11 protein-coding genes and 1 pseudogene are annotated in these 18900 nt (G+C 59.8%); 1 reads left to right on the top strand and 11 read right to left on the bottom strand.

Annotated elements, in window-relative coordinates:
- Positions 1–74: 74 nt before the first annotated feature.
- The 10 genes from ACFWZ1_RS06915 to ACFWZ1_RS06870 all read right to left on the bottom strand — a co-directional run bounded on the left by ACFWZ1_RS06915 (position 75) and on the right by ACFWZ1_RS06870 (position 14885).
- The gene (locus tag ACFWZ1_RS06915) at positions 75–2183 is read right to left on the bottom strand and encodes an AIPR family protein (protein WP_439665886.1); all 2109 of its coding nucleotides are present in this window, start codon (positions 2181–2183) and stop codon (positions 75–77) included.
- Positions 2180–3163: a PD-(D/E)XK motif protein gene (locus ACFWZ1_RS06910; protein WP_439665885.1), complete on the bottom strand. Its 984-nt coding sequence runs from the start codon at positions 3161–3163 to the stop codon at positions 2180–2182. The genes ACFWZ1_RS06915 and ACFWZ1_RS06910 overlap by 4 nt, the downstream gene beginning before the upstream one ends.
- Entirely contained in the window at positions 3163–5850 is a 2688-nt protein-coding gene (locus ACFWZ1_RS06905; protein ID WP_439665884.1) for a Z1 domain-containing protein, read from the bottom strand. The genes ACFWZ1_RS06910 and ACFWZ1_RS06905 overlap by 1 nt, the downstream gene beginning before the upstream one ends.
- Positions 5843–7312, bottom strand: a complete 1470-nt coding sequence (locus ACFWZ1_RS06900) for an ATP-binding protein (RefSeq protein WP_439665883.1) — start codon at positions 7310–7312, stop codon at positions 5843–5845. The genes ACFWZ1_RS06905 and ACFWZ1_RS06900 overlap by 8 nt, the downstream gene beginning before the upstream one ends.
- Before the next feature lie 132 nt (positions 7313–7444).
- Complete coding sequence (locus ACFWZ1_RS06895; protein ID WP_439665882.1) at positions 7445–8935, bottom strand: DNA cytosine methyltransferase; 1491 nt, start codon at positions 8933–8935, stop codon at positions 7445–7447.
- Positions 8932–9351 carry a very short patch repair endonuclease gene (locus tag ACFWZ1_RS06890; protein WP_439665881.1) on the bottom strand — a complete coding sequence of 140 codons (420 nt, stop codon included), beginning with the start codon at positions 9349–9351 and terminating at the stop codon, positions 8932–8934. The genes ACFWZ1_RS06895 and ACFWZ1_RS06890 overlap by 4 nt, the downstream gene beginning before the upstream one ends.
- Before the next feature lie 40 nt (positions 9352–9391).
- Positions 9392–9856: a hypothetical protein gene (locus ACFWZ1_RS06885; protein ID WP_439665880.1), complete on the bottom strand. Its 465-nt coding sequence runs from the start codon at positions 9854–9856 to the stop codon at positions 9392–9394.
- Positions 9843–11879, bottom strand: coding sequence for a hypothetical protein (locus tag ACFWZ1_RS06880; protein ID WP_439665879.1), 2037 nt, complete (start codon positions 11877–11879; stop codon positions 9843–9845). Before ACFWZ1_RS06880 ends, ACFWZ1_RS06885 begins: the two co-directional genes overlap by 14 nt.
- A complete protein-coding gene (locus ACFWZ1_RS06875) occupies positions 11876–13567 on the bottom strand; it encodes a hypothetical protein (RefSeq protein ID WP_439665878.1) in 1692 nt (563 codons plus the stop codon). The genes ACFWZ1_RS06880 and ACFWZ1_RS06875 overlap by 4 nt, the downstream gene beginning before the upstream one ends.
- Entirely contained in the window at positions 13560–14885 is a 1326-nt protein-coding gene (locus ACFWZ1_RS06870; protein ID WP_439665877.1) for a tyrosine-type recombinase/integrase, read from the bottom strand. The genes ACFWZ1_RS06875 and ACFWZ1_RS06870 overlap by 8 nt, the downstream gene beginning before the upstream one ends.
- Positions 14886–15354: 469 nt before the next feature.
- Between ACFWZ1_RS06870 and ACFWZ1_RS06865 the strand changes: the two genes are divergently transcribed.
- Positions 15355–16212, top strand: coding sequence for a hypothetical protein (locus ACFWZ1_RS06865; protein WP_439665876.1), 858 nt, complete (start codon positions 15355–15357; stop codon positions 16210–16212).
- Between the two features lie 177 nt (positions 16213–16389).
- On the opposite strand, the pseudogene ACFWZ1_RS06860 reads toward ACFWZ1_RS06865, so the two are convergent.
- Positions 16390–17280, bottom strand: a pseudogene (locus ACFWZ1_RS06860) (integron integrase); the annotation flags it as partial.
- Positions 17281–18900 lie beyond the last annotated feature (1620 nt).

Genomic DNA, 18900 nt, shown 5'->3' with positions numbered 1-18900 from the left:
GGAAGTAAGGCCTCAGGGAGAAACGATCTCTGTGACTTGTGGAGGAGGAGGCACAAATCGGAGCTGCTGGAGCATCAGGAGGACGGTTGCAGATCAGGTGTCTGGGGCAGCTCGAAACCGGCCTTGGCCATCTTCTCAATCATGTATTTCAGCGCGTTGCGCTCCGAGGCTGGAAGCCGGATGTCGCCGCGTGTCAGTCGCTTGATGGCAGCGTCCGACTTGGGGGTCAGCAGTCTGCGGCTGCGGGCGAAGCTAAGGTATGGTTGCGTGTCGGCCAGCATGGCGACCAGCACCTGGTCGAAATCAATACTCTGGTCGACCTTCCGTGCCGCGACTGCTGCCTTTCGCAGCTGCTCTGCCTCGTCGTGATCGACAAGCAAACCATCTAACTGAACGTCGAATACATAGTGCGAAGCAGCCACTGCCGCCCAGCAGGCCTGCTGCTTGCAGTACTCACCGACGTTCTTCATCGTGGGCGGTGCATCCTTGATGCTCACAGCAACTTGGGGCGCGATCTGCTCCATGGAGCTGGCGATCTCAGCGGGTAACTCTTGCCTACGCCATATCACGTCGAGGTCGATCTCCTGCCCTCGTTCCCGAAGGTGATGGACGAACCAGGCGATCGAGTAAGTGACAATCTGCGCCTTGTAGCCGCGATCTTGCTGGTACCAGTCAGATCGTCCGACCAGCCTGTCCACACCGCGAAATATGATGGCTTCGGCGACGATATTCCGGAACCAGTGCTTGTCGAACCGCGCCTCGGACACCTCCCATTCCTTGCCGATCTTTTCGGCGTAATCGAGGAAGCACTTCTGTGCGCCGCGGCTCACGACGTGTGGCCTGCATTCGAACGTCACCTCGAACTTGGCGAGGTCAGTCTTGTCGATGAACTGATCCCGCGGAAACTCCCGCTCGAACCGCTTGCGTTCGGCCTGGGTCCCGTACGCAAGCTGATCTCTATACTGCCCTCGCGCGCGTTCGTAGAACCATTTCGACCCCGACAGCGAACCCGCCTTCGGAGGCGCAGATTGATTGCGTGAGATGCGCTCAAGCACCAGATGGATTGGGTGACTGGAGAAAAAGTCGGCTTCGCTGATTTTGTTCTGCGTGTTGGCGAACCGCGAGATCAGCGGCACAACTTCCTCGAGGTGATCCGGATTCACCACCGACAGTTTCATCTGGACGAAGACACGGCTGAGGTCGGCGCGGCGATCCTTCCGCTGACTGTCGCTCGCGTAGAGAATCGAAGCGGTTGTCTGCCCGCCATTCACGATCTGGAGGTTGTCAATGGAGCTGATGCCTAGGCCGCCCCCCGGCAACGGCGCGGTTGTTATGCCGGCTGCGGTCGCGGTCAGACCATTGTTGTAGGCAAAGAACATCTCGGGTGCCGTCTCCAGCGTCCTGATGATGCCCGTATTCACCTTGGTGCGGGCCTGCAGGAATGTACGGACGTTCTGCTCTAGAAGCTTGGCGCCATAGAGACCGTAGATTTCGGCCAGGAAGGAACCAGGCACGGCGACGAGATAGGATGTGTGCTCGCCGTCAATGCTGTGCGCGGGTAGACACGGCAGCGGCGCGCCATTGACGCTGGTGACATCGATCTCGATTGGTTCAACCCCACCCTTGGCAGCGAGAATGCTGGCGTAACGGGCGAAGTCCAGCACGCTGCATACGAAGGGGACGCCGAGAACTTCACCGGCCATCTCAGGCTTCCTGCGTGTCGAAAGGCGTGCATTGGAGAAGGCGATAACACGAATGCGCTTGATGTGGCTTCTGCCAGCGTGGATTGGCCAAGCCGCCTGGAATGACGGGCTAGTCTCATCGACCGCTTGAATGAAGGATGGATCGATCGCCAGCTCGCAGAAGCGCCGAACCCGATCGAACAGAGCGTCGATCTGAGCGGCATTCAGGGTCTGCAGTTCGCGTCCGGTTCGGAAGTCGGAGATGGCCAGAAATAGATCGCCACGGTCGCGCTCCAGCGCGAAGCCATCAACCTGATAGCCGCCGCGGACCTCGTTCCGCGCCGGCGTATAGGTCAGGTCGATGCAATCGCCGTTTTCAGCTGCCAGTTTGGCGTAAAGCCGGAAGAAGGCAGCAGCCTGCGGCTCGGCGGAGGCCTCCGCCTCGAATAGGAGATCCTCCCAGAATCGGTCGAATGCCTCCTCGAGCTCCGGACCAGTCATGCAAAGACCTCGGTCAGCATTTGGTCGAGATCGACGGCAAACCTCTGACAGGCGCTCAGGAGGATCGAATAGGAGACTGCGTGGACGCCGGTCGGCAACATGGCAGCCGTCAATCGGGGGAAATCATCACGTACCTCGAACAGCCGTCGGTCGGTCAACAGCCACTGCGGCTCGTCATATTCCTCTCGTCGGATGTAGTGACAGGCTTCAAGCGCAGCCTCGAACTGTTCGAGAATCGGAAGTCCAGCAGCTGTGAACTCGTGCGTGAGCTCATCGATCAGTGCGTTCAGCGAGACGGCGGCGGCGCCAGCGGGCGCGCGCGCGATGGTCTGGTGGCACAGGAGCAGGCGACTGCCAGCGTTATCGAGCTGGGCTTCCGAGGAGATCAGCAGTCGATGGTCCGAGGTCGAAAGCTGAGTCTTCACTTCGATCTGCCAAGCGCCGATGGCAAAGTCCTGTTCGTCTCGGTGCGCGCCGCGCCAGGCCGCCACGCTGCTCGCAGCTACGGTGCGCGGCAGGACTTGGTCGCGCAGAAACAGCAGCTCACCGACCAGACCGATGATCTCCTCGGTGGTTAGCAGGGCCTCGCGGCGCCGGCGCAACATGTTGTGCCAGTCTGCCAAGCGGCGGAGGACAAGACGGAGACCAGGGCCGTTCGCGCCATACGGATGATCGGCGGTTGCCTCCAGGAGATGGCCACACAAAGCGCGGAAGATATCGAAGTGATCACGCTCCTCGAGCGTCAGGATGAGGCGAGCGCCGTCGCCCGGACGACGTTCCAACGAGACATCTATCCCGTTGAGTTTCGGGGGCTTGGGTAGCTCCCGGCAGCCTTCGTCGGCGGTCAGCGCGAAGATGTACTGACCGGCATGATTGCGGCCTCTGAAGAAGTCGAGCGGATGGGTGGATGAGGCGCGTCGGACGTTGTCGACGCGCGGATCGGGGGCGGGAGCTATGTCGTGCCAATCTCTCTCATCCATCAAACTTCCCCGGCGAGAATGGCTTCGTCGTCGTCCTCATCTTCGCGAGCGAAAGCCTCTTCTACCTGCTTCCGGTATACGGCGTTGACTTGGTAGCTCCGCTCAATGGTCGCCCTTTTTGTCCCAGGGAGACAGAAGCTCAAGGTGACGATCGGTCCTTCAAGCTTGAGGTCGGGCACTTCTGCGCCGGTAGTGAATACATGGATCAGCAGCATCGGACGACTACGCTGAGCGCAGTAAACCTTGTCGCCGCGCAGTCGGCCGTTGGCCTTTTCAGTGTCTCCAGCGTCGATCTGGCTCTGTGTCAGACCGATCTGCGCGTCCTTGGGGTCGGCCACCCGATTTCCACCCTTGGTTACTCGGAATCCCTTATCCAGTATTACGTCGCCGTGCATTCGCGTACGTAGTGGGAAAGAGAGATCGGACCGCAACACCGACTTTTTCTCACCGCTGGAGGGATGGGGAATGGCCACATCCCACTCTGACAGCTCATCTCGGACGCGGTCGGCAAAGTAGTCCTCGAACAAGCTGACGTCACCGCTGATCGGCCCCAGGTCACCGTGAGCCGCGGGGAAAGTGAACGCCTTCAGCAGGGTCATCACCGATCGACCTGACTGACGCGGCCAGACCTCAGCCTGCGGCGTTGACCATTCTGAGGATGGCGCGCCAAGCTTCGCGAGGAACGCGCGGACCGCTTCTAAGTTGTTCTCGTTGATCTGCTGATTGTTCGGCAGAATGTAACCTTCCAGATGCCGAACGGAATAATCCTGCGCGATCCTAATCTGGGTCGCCGTGCGCATCTTGTTGGCAGCGGTGATGCGGATAGCCGTGGGGCTTTCGCGGACCTTCAGCCCGAAGTGTTCGGGTGTCATGCCGAGGTCCTGCATCCGGCGCACCTCGCCGCGCAGCTCCTCGATGGCACCATTGATCTCGCGATAGTGATCCAGCGCCAGCTTCGGCAGATAGACGCGGCAGATGTCCTCATAGCCAGGCCTGTAGCCGAACCACCGGGCCATCTGCATCAGCGTGTCTGACGCTGCCGTGTTGCGGAGAATGTATGAGACCGTCAGGCCCTCGAGAGTCAGGCCGCGTGACAAGGCGAGCCCACCGATGGCGATGACGTGCAGTCCGTGCTCGCGGTGAGCGCGGTAGTCGAGGACGCCACCCTTCATGTTGACCGTTACCGGCCGAACTCGCGCCGCCTCTGCCAGGACGGTGCGGACCGCATCGAACGTCTCCGTGCAGCTTCCGAACTCGCGCTCGAAGTCCTCCTTCAACGAAACGATGATCGGATCCCTCATCGCCTCTGGTCCCAGAGCGAGAGCGGCGGCATTCTGCAGCGTCTGCAGGTAGACGTAGACCTCGCCGTGGATCTTCTCCTGCACGGCGTTGAATCGGCTGACGTTGATCATCATGGTGCAGTGCTCTCGGCCCTGACCTCGCAGGATGCGGATGGCGCGCGTCAGCAGAAAGACCCGGACTGCTGTGAGAAGCGACGCCGGCGAGGTCACGTGATGATCCCCTTTGTGGTTCAAGGGGAGGTGCGGGACATAGTCCGCGACTACCTTGACCATCGTTTTACGCAGGTCGCCGTCGTCGGCGAACACTCGTGAGGCGCCGACGTAGGTGTTCGGCGGGTCGAGCGCCTTTATGAAGTGTTTCGGGAACAGGTCGTCCTTTAGCATCTCATCGTTGCTGTCCGGGTCGATAAAGATGTTCGCGAACGGCGTGGCGGTGTAGCCGACGTAAGACCGTCGCTCGAACAGCGCCAGAATTTCTCGTATCACTCCATTGATCGCAGTCGTCGCCTTTGGGTCTTGCGACGTGTTGATCGAGGCGTTGTCCGCTTCATCGTCTATGAGCAGCAGCGGCGAGGTGATAACGCCACCATGACCTTGCTCGATCAGCCAGTCCCGAAGTTTCGACAGAGGAGCCTTGTTCTTCTTGCAGACAAATATGATCGGCTCGTTGTGCGCGGCCAAGCTGAAGACCACGCCGGCGCCGGGGTCGCGGGTAAAGTCTTTGTCCCGCGACGTGCCGTAGGCCGGAAACCGCTTCTTCATCGCATAGGTGAGGATCGGGAGGGGCTCGGCCGCCAGAGCATGGAAGATGGACTTCTTGCCGATGAAGGTCTCGTCCAGGCGCTCCTGTGTCTGCGCGCGCAGGCTGTTGGTGATCCCGGCAAGCAGAATGATGGTGCGATAGCCGGCGTCCGCTGCCTTGCAGATCAGGGCCGAGTAGTTGGTCGTCTTGCCGGACTGCACGTGCCCCATCACCATGCCGCGACGGGATCCGATTCCCGGCGTCAACGGGTTACCGGAATAGTCCAGAATCTCATCCGTGACGCTGTCAAGGGTCGCGACCACCGGTGCAGCCAGCGCACCGCCTTCGAGGTAGTACCTCTTGAGGCGGTTCCAGTAGTAGAAGTCGATTGAGCCCGCGCTTTCCCTGAGCCAGCGCTTGAAGTCGCTGAATACCGAATAGCCACGGGTCTGGAAAGTCGTGAAGCTTGTTTCCAGCACCCGCAGAACCTCAGCCCTCTCCTCGTCGTCGAACTTAAACGGCGAGGTATCCACTTCAGCGGCGATCGCACCCTGAGGCAGAGCACGGCCACTATTGACGTCGTCAGCGTACTTCTTCCCGATGCGCAGCGTCAGGAATGCCAGCTCCTCGCTTAGATCACGCATTGATCCACCCCTTTTCCTTAAGAACCGACTCGGTGGCGCCCCAGGCCTCGCACCACGGTTCAGTGATGCGCAACAGCTTTTCCAGAGCGGTGAAGTCTCCATCGACCTGCATAAGAAGCAGAGGTAAAGCTGCGCTCAGGTCGGCCCTGAAAGCGATGGGGTCGGCCAGTGTCTGATGGATGGCGTCGGGCTCCCGCATCGTGTCCTGACCGAACGCGGCGACCGGGAACGCCTGTTCGATGATCTTCAGCGCGGCGCTGGCAGTCTGCCTCTGCTTGTCGTCCCCGGTGTCCAGCAGCGCCTCAATCACGGGATGCTCGCGGTTGATGGCGTAGCGCACCTCGCCGCCACGGGCATGTCGACTCCAGACCGAGGTCGTGCCTGGGCGGTCAAGCCGACCACCACGAGACCGATAGACGCGCGATGAGCGACGTCGCAGACCCTCGACGAGTTGACGCAGGCGATTACGCAGGGCAGCGGGGAGCTGGGCGTCCGACTTGTCAATGGTGATCTTCCAGACGTGGTCGAGCGCGTTGGGTATGTCCACACGCACACGGACTAGTTGGGATAGTTCGCCGTGGCGCAACAGTCTGAACCAAGTGCCGCTGATGATGAGGCGATGGTTGCGATAGAGGTAGAAGCCCTGATTTCGGAGAAATCCTTCCTCTCCGCCCAGCTGATCGTACTGGTTTGGCAGTAGCTTCGAATAATGCGGAAGGATGAAGGGCTGGATGTCAATTGTGCACCCGGCGATCTTCAGCGGCTCGGGCTCCAGTTGCTGTGTCGCCTCATGATCGCGATAGAACGGATCAAGCGCCTCGATCTTCCTGCCATTGAGGCGAACAGTCAGCCGCTTTCCACGGACCTCGCCTGCGAGATACCGATGGAAAACAAGCCCCAGTTGATTGCCCGCGTGAGCGATCAGTGCGTTGAATTCGGATTGGGTGATCGTGTTGTTCTCGGACAGTCGATCACAGTTCGACCACACCACCTCGACGCCATCGGTCACAAGGAGCTCCGGTGACGCCGTGGCGGCGATTTCGTGGTCATCGAGGACGCCCATCCGCCACGCGTCGACATCGGCCAGATCCCAGACGCAGCCCGTCAGCTCTGAGTCTTGACGGCTGAGCACTGTAAGCCGTGCACACTGGGAGAAAGAGGCGGATTTCATGCCCCAGCCGAACCGTCCCAGATCGTCCGGTGACCGTTCCGTCAGGGGGTTGCTGCTGGCGGGACGCATCGCCTCCCTGAGCTCACGACCTGACAGGCCGTGACCATCGTCCCGGATCCGGATTTCAGGGTCGCCATCGTTGTATCGACACGTCAGCGTGATTTCGTGTGCGCCCGCCTGGATGCTGTTGTCGATCAGGTCGGCCAGCGCGCCAGGCAGATCGTAGTTGCCGAAGCTGCGGGCCGACAGCATCAGTGAGGCGGCGTCAGGTGGATTGGTCTCGTATTTCACGGAGCGCTCTGCCTCTCTTCAGGCCGAGCAAGCCTCCCCCTTGCAACTGCTGCCATAGATCCCCCTCGCACAAGCTATAGCTACGGTCAATCGGTCGGTAACGCATGATCCAACGGACACCGTCAGAGCAAGTCAGGCGACCTTGAAATCTTCCCCTGGCTCGGTCTGCGGTACGGGCATCCGCAGAAGATCCTGCTTCAGATGCCTAGCTACCGCCTCGGCGAGCAGAGGGGGCACGGCATTTCCGATTTGCCGGAAGGCCGCATTCATGGCCCCGGCGAAGCGGAAGCTATCCGGGAAGGACTGAAGCCTGGCTGCCTCGCGCACCGAGACCGTCCGCATCTGTGCGCTGTCCCAGTGGATATGAGAGTAGGTGTCCTTGCCCATGTGAGCGGTCAGCGTGCGCGATGGCATCGCCGGGTCCAGCTTCCACCATTTGTTTGGAAACTTGCTGGGATCGTAGGGCGGGACACACTTTGCACGTAGCGACGCCCACTTCTTCGAATTTTCGCGGGGGCGAATCGCGAGGGCTTCAAGCTGCTCGGTAAAAATCTCCTCGGCCACAGCAATCGCGTGCGGGTAATCGTCGCCGTGTTTCATGCGACGGAATATTTCGAAATCCCGAGGCGTGATCCGTACCAAGTGGCCATCGGTGTCGGCATGAGAAATCTGGAGGCCAGGCCACGTCCGCATCTTCTTCGCATAGTCGCTGAGGTCTACAGAACTGGCATACGGCAATCGGTCGGTCAGTCTGCGCCGTCGCATGTCGGTCGGTGCTGAGAAATGCTCCCTGATACGCGGTAGGTCCCCCAGGGCCGCCTTGACCGACACCGCCTTCGGAAGGCCTTGCCGGGCTTGTGGTATGGCGGCGAAATGCGAGCCCTCCTCCGGCACGTACTTGAGCGCAACGGAACGTGCGCTTTCATATCCCGAGGGTAGTTTGGCCGCGTGGCTTGGCTCGGGGAAACCAGGCACGAAGCCTAGCGAACTGTCGATGGCGACTAGAAACAGTCGTTCGCGCATCTGCGGGACGCCGTAGTAGGCGGCATTCAGCAACGTGTAACGGGCGTTGTAGCCCAGTGTCTCCAGCGTCTCACAGATCTCCTCGGGCACGTTGTGGCCGCCGTGGTTGAGGATGTCCGGGACATTCTCGATCAGGATAGCCACGGGCTGGACTGCTTCGACGTATTGAAGGAAGCGCTGGTAAAGCTTGGCGCGTGGATCGTTGACGTAGGCGACGTCATCGCCAGTCACTGAACGAAGTTTCGACCGACCGATCCGGGCAAAGGCCTGACACGGCAAGCCGGCGGCCAGGACGTCGAAATGCTTCAGGACAGAGCCCTTCAGGCCGATCTCCGAAGCCAGAGTGACAGGATCCGAGGCCACCATGTCCCGCGACTGGCTCCACGCGGCCCTCTTCTCTTCGACGGGCGGCTTGAAGTTCAGCGCATAGCTGGCGGCAGCGGTGTCGTCGAACTCTACGTGCCCCAACAGCTCGAAGCCAGCAGCCTGCATTCCGAGCGACATACCCCCGCAGCCCGAGCACAGCTCAAGCGCACGCGGTGCTTCACCGCTGCGCAGGCGATCCAGTTTGGCCTGCCGAGCTGCTGTGTTGATCTTCATTGGTCGTCAGCTCGTCCAAGGTATGCGGAGAGACGCGAGGCAACAAGTTCCGAATCCCTCACCTCGCACTCCCATATTACCAAGGTATCCCAGCCCTGGTTCTTCAGGTCGGCCAGCGCCTTCTCGTCGCGGGCCACATTCGCGGCGAACTTTTTCTTCCAGAACGCCACATTCGACTTGGGCTCGTAGGCCAGTCGACAGCCAGGGTGCCTATGCCAGTAGCAGCCGTGAACAAAAATAACTTTCCGTGAGCCAGGAAAGACAAGGTCAGGACTGCCCGGAAGATCCCGTCGATGAAGACGGAATCGAAATCCCAGTCGGTGTGCCAAGCGACGCACCGCGATCTCAGGCTTGGTGTCCTTGCCGCGTATTCGCCCCATCATCCTCGACCGGGCCTGCTTGTCGATGATGTCCATGAAGATAGTCTCGAGTGTTCGGCAGTCTCTACAAGAAGGCTTATTTGTTGCCGCGTTTGGTCGGTTGTGGGAAGCCGCGAATTGGTACCACGGAGTCCGTTTGACCGAGTCTCGCCTTGTAGTCCTGCAGTTTACGATGAAGATCGAGGATGGACTCTTCCGCGATGACAAGGCGTGCCATGGCCGTGTCGCGCTGCTTCGTAAGCTCCTCGATGCGGGCTTGCTGCTGGCGATTCTTGGCTCGCGCTCCCTTGATCAGAGATGCGCTGGAAGCGCGGGCACGGGGCGCGTCACCGTTGTCCTCAATCCACTTCTGAATTGCGCGAATCAGGCGCGGATACCTGCTCTTGCGCAGTGCGCTTGGATCACGCCCGGCCTCCTTGGCGACGTTGTTCTGGCTCACGGGCGTGCCACGTGGCAGCGTGGTCGGCTTGTCGCACTTCAGACGCTCGAAAGCGTCTCGAAACAGCTTTTCGGCGTCGCCGACGTAGTCAGGCTGTGACATCCATAAATCTCTCGATGGCCGCGGAGCTGCGTTCCAACTGGGTTCGCAGCGGGGTCCCCAGCGGCACGTCAACCAAGCGAATCGCAATCGTCTTCCCCAGCTTCTCGACGCTGCTGCGCTTGCGCTTGCTCAGGAGCGCATCATTGCAGTCCGGGCAGTGGGCGTAGTTGTCATGCCCGCCATAGGGACAGCTATCGCGTCGAGTGCAGACACCAAACAGAGTCTGTTTGACCGCCAATTGGCCTTTCTTGATGGCTTTCTGGAGCGCGTCACCGCTGCCGACATCGTGGAAGTTCAAGATTTCATCCTTGCGCGCCGTGCTGATAGGCGAGACGTACTCAGGGCCGTTGAGCAGGCCCAGCTCTACCGATACCAGCTCGTAGCGTGTTTGGACCAGCTCATAACTGAACGTTCGGTTGAGACGGAGACTCTGAAACCCTCTTCGGTAGTACGCACTCTGATTGCGTGTCAGATGTTTGAACTGGTATTGCTGGGATTCAAGACTGACCTGCGAGGCCCCCATCATCACCGCAACGGTACGGCGGTACTGGTGACTGGTGAAGTTCCACACGCAGCCTTCGCCATACTTCTCCGTATCCGCATTGGCACTGAAACGCCGCACATAGCTCGCATCGTCTTCCGTGATGCGCAGGGCGTCTTCCTCGAAGAGACCAGGCACCATGCTTTCCCAGCTGGAAAGCTTGTGGGGCTGAGGACGTCGAGCGGTTGGGTGATGCTTGTCTACCGCCGCTGGCCCACATGCCCAAGGCTCGTATCTTCGCTGAAGCAGGTACGGATTGGTTTTGTCCTCCCGGGTAAGCGGCACATCTGCTCGTTCGACAGCGATGCTGGTCCGCCAGCGAGCAACAATGCTCATCGCCTCGACAGCCAACGCCACTGTCGGTGCCGCCAACCAGCGCGCATCGTCATCCTCGGTCGTCTTGGTGGTCTCGCCGCTCAAGATGTGGATATCGCCGAGCAGTGGATCGTGCTCGACAGTGAGACAGTTACAACGTAGCGACTGGCTCTCGCTGCGGCGCATGCCACTGAAGCATTGCAAGTAAGCCATCCCCACCAGGCCGATCGCGCCAAAGTATCGGGCTAGCGTCCGGAGGCCCGTTTTGTTGGGGTTGAACTCATCCCATTCCGTCCCGGGCCGGAGTAGCCAGCGGGCGAGCACATCGCGGATGCCGTAGTGATCAGCGAACGATGAGAATGAGCCTAGATATGTGCAGCCACGAACCGTCCCCTTTCCATTAAAAGGGTTCCGATCCGAACTCCGGCGCATATTCGCCAGCGAACCGAAATTGCATCGATAGGCGGCCAAAATATCTCGCAGCGCTGTCTCAAACAGCGTTTTGTGTGCCAGGAAGTCCTCCAAGCATGCCTGCAGTTGCCCAGCCTGATACGCCCAGATGCGCGGTGGAATAAACTGGGTCTGTCGCACCTCGTGTTCCGGGATCAATTGCGTGAGGTGCGCGATCTGCTTGGGGTCGACGAGCGTAAACCCTAGGTGCTCGCGTGCCAGCCACAGCTCGTTGAGCAAGCGCATAGCGTACTTTGCGCTACCTAGCGGCATGGCCCTGGCTAGGGGAACCGCCAAGGTATCAAAAAAGCGCGACAGGTCCGACGCGACGATAGGTCGCGCGCGGCCGCTGCAGAACGCAAAAATGGGCTTCAGGAGCCGGTAGTAAGTATGAAGCGTACTGGTCGTTACGCCGCGCCGATCGCCGTACATGAACCAGGCGATACAGCGCTTGAGAAGCTCGCCATTGCCTTTGGTCAACACGAGATGACCAGAGCCAAGGTCTCCCGGATCGGTGCCGAAGTTGAATGGGCGTGTCCCGATTCGCCACTTGTGATCTCCGTAGCGGCACACGGGCTCTCCTTGGGAGTCAACCATCATCGGAAAATCATCGGGCGGCGGGAGAGTGGGCGGCGCATAGCACAGGCTTTCGGAGCCAATGAAGTCCACCCCAACGCCTTTCAGGAGAAAGGTAAAGCGCTTGTCTGTAGTGCTCAATGGGTACTCTCCATGTTTTCAAAGGCCGCTGTGTAGAACGGGTGGTAGCGGCCCTCATGGACACGTTGCCTGGCTTCCGCTGCCCATCCGGCGCATTCGCCCCCCAGCGCCGCTAGCGCGTCCAGCTTGGCGGCGATGCGCGCAATGGCCAGCGCTACGGGATGACTATTCTCGCGGCTAAGCGGTGTGCGATCCGCGTTGAACTCGGCGATCTTAAGGTGATGCAGACTCGCGAGGTTCCAGGCGTGGTCGAAGCTGCGCAGATCGCGGTTCTTGTCGCAAAACAAGCAGCCGCCACCGCTTTCACAATCAGGCGTGGGCGCTCCGTCTGGCGTATCCGCGCGCCGCTGCGGTACGGCTTGCTGACAGCCTCCCGGCCCGACGGCTAACACTAAGGCCTCGGTGTCGCTCCAGAAGTTCACAAGCTCTGCGACGGCGGCTTGGTGGTTAACTTCCTCGTAGGCTTCACGGAAGGTCTTTTCCTTGTTGCTCAGCAACTCTGCGGCCGCCTGACGCGAAATCTTGCGCCTCGTGAAGTTGGCGATCGTCTTCCGGAGCTGCTGCGAATAGACGAAGGGTCGTCCAATCGATCTCATCAGTTTGCGGGTCTCGGCGAACACCCATCCTGTCCGCTGCATAGCGTGGTCGCCATCGTCGTAGACAAATGGAAATGTCAGGCCATCGGGGTCGTCTCGAAAGAGCACAAACCTAAACTTCAGGTAAGCTTCGAATCGCATGCGATAGCCCTTATGAATGCGCAGTTCAATGTCGTGCTTGGCGCGGCTCTTCCAGACAAAAAGGCGGAGATAATCGCCGTCGCTTTGATAACGAAACTTGCTACCGGTGAGCCGTAATGCCTGCGTGAGGTTGCTACCCGTCTGGTTGATGAAGATCAGCAACTCCGCCTCGAGGCGCAGGTTGATCAGCGTAGCGCGCGCCTTGTTGGAAATGTCAGTCGCGCGGCGCTCGCGGGCATTCACGGCACGCTTGAGGTGAGAGGAATCAATTTGTTTCAGCCTATCCAAAGGCTGGAGTGGATTGCCGCAATGGATCACGTGTTCGCCACCGGCGACAAAGCGGAGAGTTACCGGCAATGGGCCGCGAATTACTTCCACCGGTAATTGTTCGACCGTTTCCAGCAGCGTCTGCACGAAGGTGGCGGTACCGTCCAGATCTTCTTTGGCTGCCTGGCTTCCTGCTCGTTTTGGCATCAAGATCTTGGTCTTCCATTGTAGTTTCCTGATGTCCATGCCGAGCACGGGAGCGACGAGAGTGGCCAATGCAAGGGAGTAGTGGTAGCGGGTCGTGGCGCTGATACCGCTACGGCGTTTGTCGTGCGCGCAGTAAGCAAGATATAGGCCCAGAGCTCCCGCGAGCGTAAGCTGCTTCTTGGCTCCCTCGGTAAATGCTACGAACGTCCTGAGGCGAAGCCATAGTTCTCGGACACTCATGTTTCCAATCGTGCCGGCAACAACGCGTGCCTGCCAATGCTGATGAATCGCCTCTAGCAAGGGCAAGCGCTCGAGCAGTGGTTTACCGAGCCGACCAGATTCGATGGCCTTCTTGATATTGGGCCCATGGATCGATGCTGCGCCCCTGTAGAGCAGCCAGCGGAGGTCAATCGGGTACTGCTTGGGGCCTAACGGGAGGCCATGCAGCGTCAGATCTGGGATGACGACATCACGCATCAGGCGCTCCGGCCACCTGGTAGAAGGGGCCGAACATCGTCCGTGTGAACTCGTCCATCACCGTGGCGCGTACTTGCTCCTTCTCAACCCAAAGGATGTATCGCTCCGTGGTGCGGTCATGCTTATGAGCCAGCATCCGCTTTAAAGTTGGCATGAACTCGTGCAAATGGCCGTTGGCCCGAGCGGCTCGAGCCCACATCGTCGCAAAGGTCGCGCGGGACCAGTGGAACGTAAAATCATCGATGTTCAAGCCCTCTTGGCGGGCAAGCCGCTTAAGCCGGGACATTTCTGCGTTGACGGTCGCGCTTCGATCGCCTTTGCCACGGCCATAGGGGTTCCCTTTGATCGTCAGAAAGAGCAAGTGCTTGTGCTCGGGCTTTGCGAGCGCCACCCGTTTTCCTCGCGCTAGGCTGATGCTGTAGTCCAACAAATATTCCAGCAGCCGCGTGGGAACCACGATTCCATCGCTACTTTGGCTGAGCTTCATTTTTACCGGCGGATTGGCCAGCGGCCCCACGCTAATGTGTTTGAGGGCGGCGCACTCATGGATCTGTACAGCGTTCTCGATCGATTGGACCTTGAGGTCGGTCACGGTGCCCAGGCGCAAGCCAGACCAAAAGCCAAGCGATAGCATCAGAAACAGCTCGTGGCTGCAGCGGCGATGGGCAAGGTCAAGGATGGCGTCACGTACCTCCAGAGACACCGGCTGCAGGCCCTCTTCCAACGACGCTTCACCTACGCGCTTGGCAGTTTTAATGTCGAGGTTCGTTTGCACTACCTCGATATGCCTGCGAAACCCAAAGACATCCTCATAGGCGACGCGCACGTTGCGCTCTGACCAGAGGGGAAAGCCAGGGCTCAGGATCTCCTCGCTGAGCAGCCAACGGTAAAAGCTCTTCAATGTTGTCATCCGCCTGCTCGCAAGAGTGGGCGCAATCACACCCTGCTCATAGCTTCTGACAAGGTGGCCTCGGTACAAATTGAGCGGGCGCTGGTCATCGCGCGGATGGCACTGCCACCAGTGCATGCCAGCACGTTCCAGCCAATTCGCATAGGCCAGCAGGTCTTTCCCGTTGGCAACAATTGTGTCTTCCTTAAGTTGACCGCTGAACATCCGGCGGGCGCGGGATAGAAACCAAAGGTTGGCTTCGCTCCAGAATTCCCCAGTAGCCCAAAGCAGCTCCGGTATGCGATCAGCGGTGACCCGTATCTTCAAGCGTGTTCGCGGGTCCACGATCTCTTGCGCAACGAAGCGCGTGGCGCCTCCTTCCACTACGCAACACTCCAGCGGTAGGCAAACATACTCAAGGCGCGCCATGGCGCGCCTCAATTTGATCAATCAGACTGGCACTTGTGGCTGTATGTGCGTTTCCGCCGCGCTGGCACCAAAGCCACGCAGCGATGTCGATCACAGTAGCGAAGCGCCCGCGGCGCCCCACGACTTCAAAGGTTGCGACCGGTACCCGCCCGCGGTGAAGGGCCTTGCGGAAAGCATCTTGTGAGGGAAACCCCAGCGCACGCGACAGCGTCTCGCCACCTATCATTGCGCCCAAGGCACGGATCAAGCGAATTTCAAATACCTCGTAGGCTTCGCACGGTACGGGCTGACATGAATCCATCGTTTGCAACTGCACCATGGGTGGGACCATCACGGACTGTCTGTATGTCGCCGATCGTGCGGCTTCGTCCCCTCCAATACAAAGTGGATCGGTCTGGTCAAAGTGATACACCTCGGCACTTGCCCGGACCAAGCGTGACAAAGGCGGACTTTTCGCTGACGATGGGTAATGCCCACTGGATTCCAGCATCCCCTGCCGCCCCTCGATAACTGGGTGAGCCATAAGCAGGAAGTGAAGCGCAGCCGCGGCGCAACCTGCTATGCCGCGCTGGCTGCCCATTTCGGCACGGACTCACCAAAGGAGTTGGAGTGGCGGATCGACCGTCGTAGACCCTACGGCGGAGAGGGCGACCCATCGATTTCAAATAAATACAGGCGCTGGCGGCAAGGCAAGGGGCTGCCAAGCGACGACACCATCGCGTGCGTATCAGAGCGTTCGGCCGGCGGCGTCCGACTAAGTTTCTGGCGAGATTTGCCGCTATGGGAGCTCCTGGCGCCGGAGCCTCCGGAGATAAAACGGCTGCACAAGATCATGGAGGGATCATCCTCGACCATTCGCCGCATTCTGTTTGGCGACAGCCGCCCGGATCGAGTGGGGCGGTTTCAGCCTTCGATGCTGAAGCGCGACCAAACTCTCGCCATTCGCAATCAGTACTCGCTAGATGCATTGATCGTCCTACTGTGTCTCGCCCGGAAAGGCGAAATCTTGGAGGAAGACCCGTTTCATTTTCTGCCTTCGGCGTGCGCGTTCGATATTTTTCCAAGAATTTTGTACAGATATCGACCACTGCATTATCGCTGGGAGGATCTGTTCGCGTGCGTTGAGCGCATCTTCTGGAGACGGATATACGGGGATGGTGTGTTTTTCAAGTTCCCGATTGAGACGGTGCGAACCAGCCTACTTTCACTCAATAGTGATCCTGCGGCGAAGTTGCCACGAACGTCCGGCAACCGGTTACGAGTGATCGAGAAGGATCCGCTGAATGAAATCGAAGATCGTATGGCACGTGCTACGTCGGTGACTTGATTATCGCAATACGCGGAATAGTGGTAGACACCATGGGTCATGTGATCGCGATAGTGCGGTGTAAGCAGCTGGCCCTGCGAGGGCCGAGTTGTTTGATGTAGATAACCGCAGCCAAAATGCCATGTCCACGGCCGGACGCATCGTAGGGTTCATGTCAATGGCGACCCACCTACCGGTAGTGTAGATCTGAGTGGTCGACACGTCGGCATGCCCCAGCAACTCCTGGATCGTGCGCAAGTCATAGCCATCCTCCAGCAAATGCGTGGCGAACGAATGCCGCAATGTGTGGCAGGTCGCCGGCTTGGCCAACCCCGCCCGCAACCGCGCCTGCTTGACCGCACGCTGCAGGCGCGACTCATCCAGGTGATGCCGACGCTCCTGACCGTCGCGAGGATCGTGGCTGCGCGCCGCCGGGAACACGTACTGCCAACCCCATTCGGCATCTGCCCGCGGATACTTGCGCGCCAGCGCATCGGGCAGCCAGACCCGCCCGAATCCCGCATCCAGGTCACGCTGGTGGATCCGACGGGCTTCGTCCAGCTGTGCCTGCAACGACGCAATGAGCGTCGAGGGGAGCATGGTGCGGCGGTCCTTGCCGCCTTTACCCTGCCTCACCGTCAACTCTGACTGGCCGAAGTCCACGTCCTTGACCCGCAGTCGCACGCACTCCATCAACCGCAGGCCCGAGCCGTACAGAAGGCTGGCCATCAGCCACGGCGTACCCGCGAGCTCGCCCAGCAATGCGGCGACCTCCGCCCGCGTCAGCACCACCGGCAACCGTTGCGGCTTCCTCGCGCGCGAGATGCCGTCGAGCCATGGCAACTCCACGCCCAGCACCTGCTTGTAGAGGAAGAGCAACGCCGACAGCGCCTGGTTCTGGGTAGACGCCGAAACGTTTCCGTGCACGGCCAAGCCGGTCAGAAAGCTCTCGATCTCGGCCGCCCCCATATCCGCCGGATGCCGCTTGTCATTGGCGAGGATGAAGCGTCGAACCCAACCGACATACGCGTCTTCGGTGCGGCGGACCAACCCCAACCGCCGGACGCGCGCCCGCACCTGATCGAGCAACCGTGGAGGCTGGGCGCCCTCTAAACTTGCGGGCCCCCTACGCAGCGTGAAAGGATGCCATCTGACGCTCCGCAAAAAGGTAGCCAGATTAGGCTGACGGATTAGGCTGCCGAAGGCGGGACAAGCCATTGATTTGGGTAGGCAGAAGCCGAACTGGATGTAGGCAGGTAGCGTTAGGCTGCGTGACTACACTGCATTCTGAAATCTACTTTTAGTTAGGCCTCAGGATGGCCGAACAGGATTACGTTGAGCTCATCAGAGGTCAGTGGCCCTCTACCAATAAAGCTGAGCCGACCCCGGAAACGATCGCGGTCTGCGAACGAGCAGTGGCCGAGTTTCCGCATACCGCGAAGCTGTGGCTCATGCGAGGAGACCTCATCCAACTCTCTGGCTACGAAGCGGCGCCGGCCCTCTCAGAGGCAGAGCGGTCTTACCGCCAAGCCATCGCCGCATCCCCATCATGCGCGGAGGTCTACGAGGAGCTCGCCCACTTTGTCGACGCGGTCGTGGCGAAGCCAAGAAAGGCCAGGCAGTATTTCCACAAGGCATGGCTCCTGCGCAGGGCCATGGCCTAACAACTCGTCCAAGCGGACGCGCGAAAAGCCGCGCGCCGCTTAACTCCAGCGTTAGGCCCTTGCTTGGTTGCCCCTCGCAGCGTGTGTTTCGGCCAAGCCCGCGCCAGTCTTCTGCCCTCCGCACTTGGCCTTTGCCTTTGCAGCGCTGCGGCAAGCCCCAGGCCTCCAAAGCTGCTAGCGTTGTGCTTGGTGGGGCTCGCGTTTGCACCGGCACAGTCGCCCAAGCGTGGCGCGGCGCAAGCCCCTAACTCTTCATTCAAGCGGACGGCTCCGCCGTCGCTTAATTCGGGCGTTAGGTCGCAAGCATGGATAGTCGCGAATCCGTTTTAAAGGCGCTTCTTTCGTTCACGCGGCCAGTCCCCCACATCGCGCGCGAACTCTCAGCTTACGGCTGGGACGCTCCCAGCCCACTGGTCGTGCTGGAGGCCGCCCATATCTCTTCGACACTCAAGCGGTTCATGGCTAGTGAGCTTTCTTCGGCGCAGGTCGACGACTGGGCCAACTGCATAGAGGGTCGTGACGACGTTGAGTACGATCCTTCTTCAGCAGTCGGCCTGGCGCTTCACGAGCTTGCCAACCCATTGCTTACATGCCCTCTTACAAGGCAATCTGCGACAACTCTGGTTGCAACTCTTTCGTAACTGCAACCTAACCCGTCATCCAAGCGGACGGCTCCGCCGCCGCTTAATTCCAGCGTTAGGCCTCTCATGATCAATCCGCAGTGGACTAGCAAAGGCAAGACCGTTGCGCAGCTGATCGAGGAGCTGCGAACATTCGAAGATCATACCCTTGAGGTTCGCATCTCGGTCGACGGAGGCGATACATCTGTACCGATCTCGCTCGTCGCGAGGGCGCAAGGCAGATACGCCCTCTTAGAGAACTGCCAAGATGTATCAACAGTGCTCAACCACCGTAGCCGCGAGGCCTAACAACTCGTTCAAGGCGGACGGCTACGCCGCCGCTTAACTCCAGCGTTAGGCCTCAAATGCCGCATTTCGCGCTCACCAGGCAGGGCTACGAGCAACTCATCGAATCATGTGGCGGT

Origin of the sequence: Frateuria sp. GZRe14 (assembly GCF_051900395.1) — a bacterium.
Taxonomy (GTDB): Bacteria; Pseudomonadota; Gammaproteobacteria; order Xanthomonadales; family Rhodanobacteraceae; genus Frateuria_A; species Frateuria_A edaphi.
Note: the sequence above shows the minus strand (reverse complement) of the source record. Positions and strands in the feature narration are given on the sequence as shown.

Bases quoted from the DNA above. Each gene is read 5' to 3' on its own strand.
- ACFWZ1_RS06915 (WP_439665886.1), bottom strand. From the start codon at position 2,183: ATGACTGGTCCGGAGCTCGAGGAGGCATTCGACCGATTCTGGGAGGAT.
- ACFWZ1_RS06910 (WP_439665885.1), bottom strand. From the start codon at position 3,163: ATGGATGAGAGAGATTGGCACGACATAGCTCCCGCCCCCGATCCGCGC.
- ACFWZ1_RS06905 (WP_439665884.1), bottom strand. From the start codon at position 5,850: ATGCGTGATCTAAGCGAGGAGCTGGCATTCCTGACGCTGCGCATCGGG.
- ACFWZ1_RS06895 (WP_439665882.1), bottom strand. From the start codon at position 8,935: ATGAAGATCAACACAGCAGCTCGGCAGGCCAAACTGGATCGCCTGCGC.
- ACFWZ1_RS06890 (WP_439665881.1), bottom strand. From the start codon at position 9,351: ATGGACATCATCGACAAGCAGGCCCGGTCGAGGATGATGGGGCGAATA.
- ACFWZ1_RS06885 (WP_439665880.1), bottom strand. From the start codon at position 9,856: ATGTCACAGCCTGACTACGTCGGCGACGCCGAAAAGCTGTTTCGAGAC.
- ACFWZ1_RS06875 (WP_439665878.1), bottom strand. From the start codon at position 13,567: ATGCGTGATGTCGTCATCCCAGATCTGACGCTGCATGGCCTCCCGTTA.
- ACFWZ1_RS06870 (WP_439665877.1), bottom strand. From the start codon at position 14,885: ATGGCGCGCCTTGAGTATGTTTGCCTACCGCTGGAGTGTTGCGTAGTG.
- ACFWZ1_RS06865 (WP_439665876.1), top strand. From the start codon at position 15,355: ATGCCCACTGGATTCCAGCATCCCCTGCCGCCCCTCGATAACTGGGTG.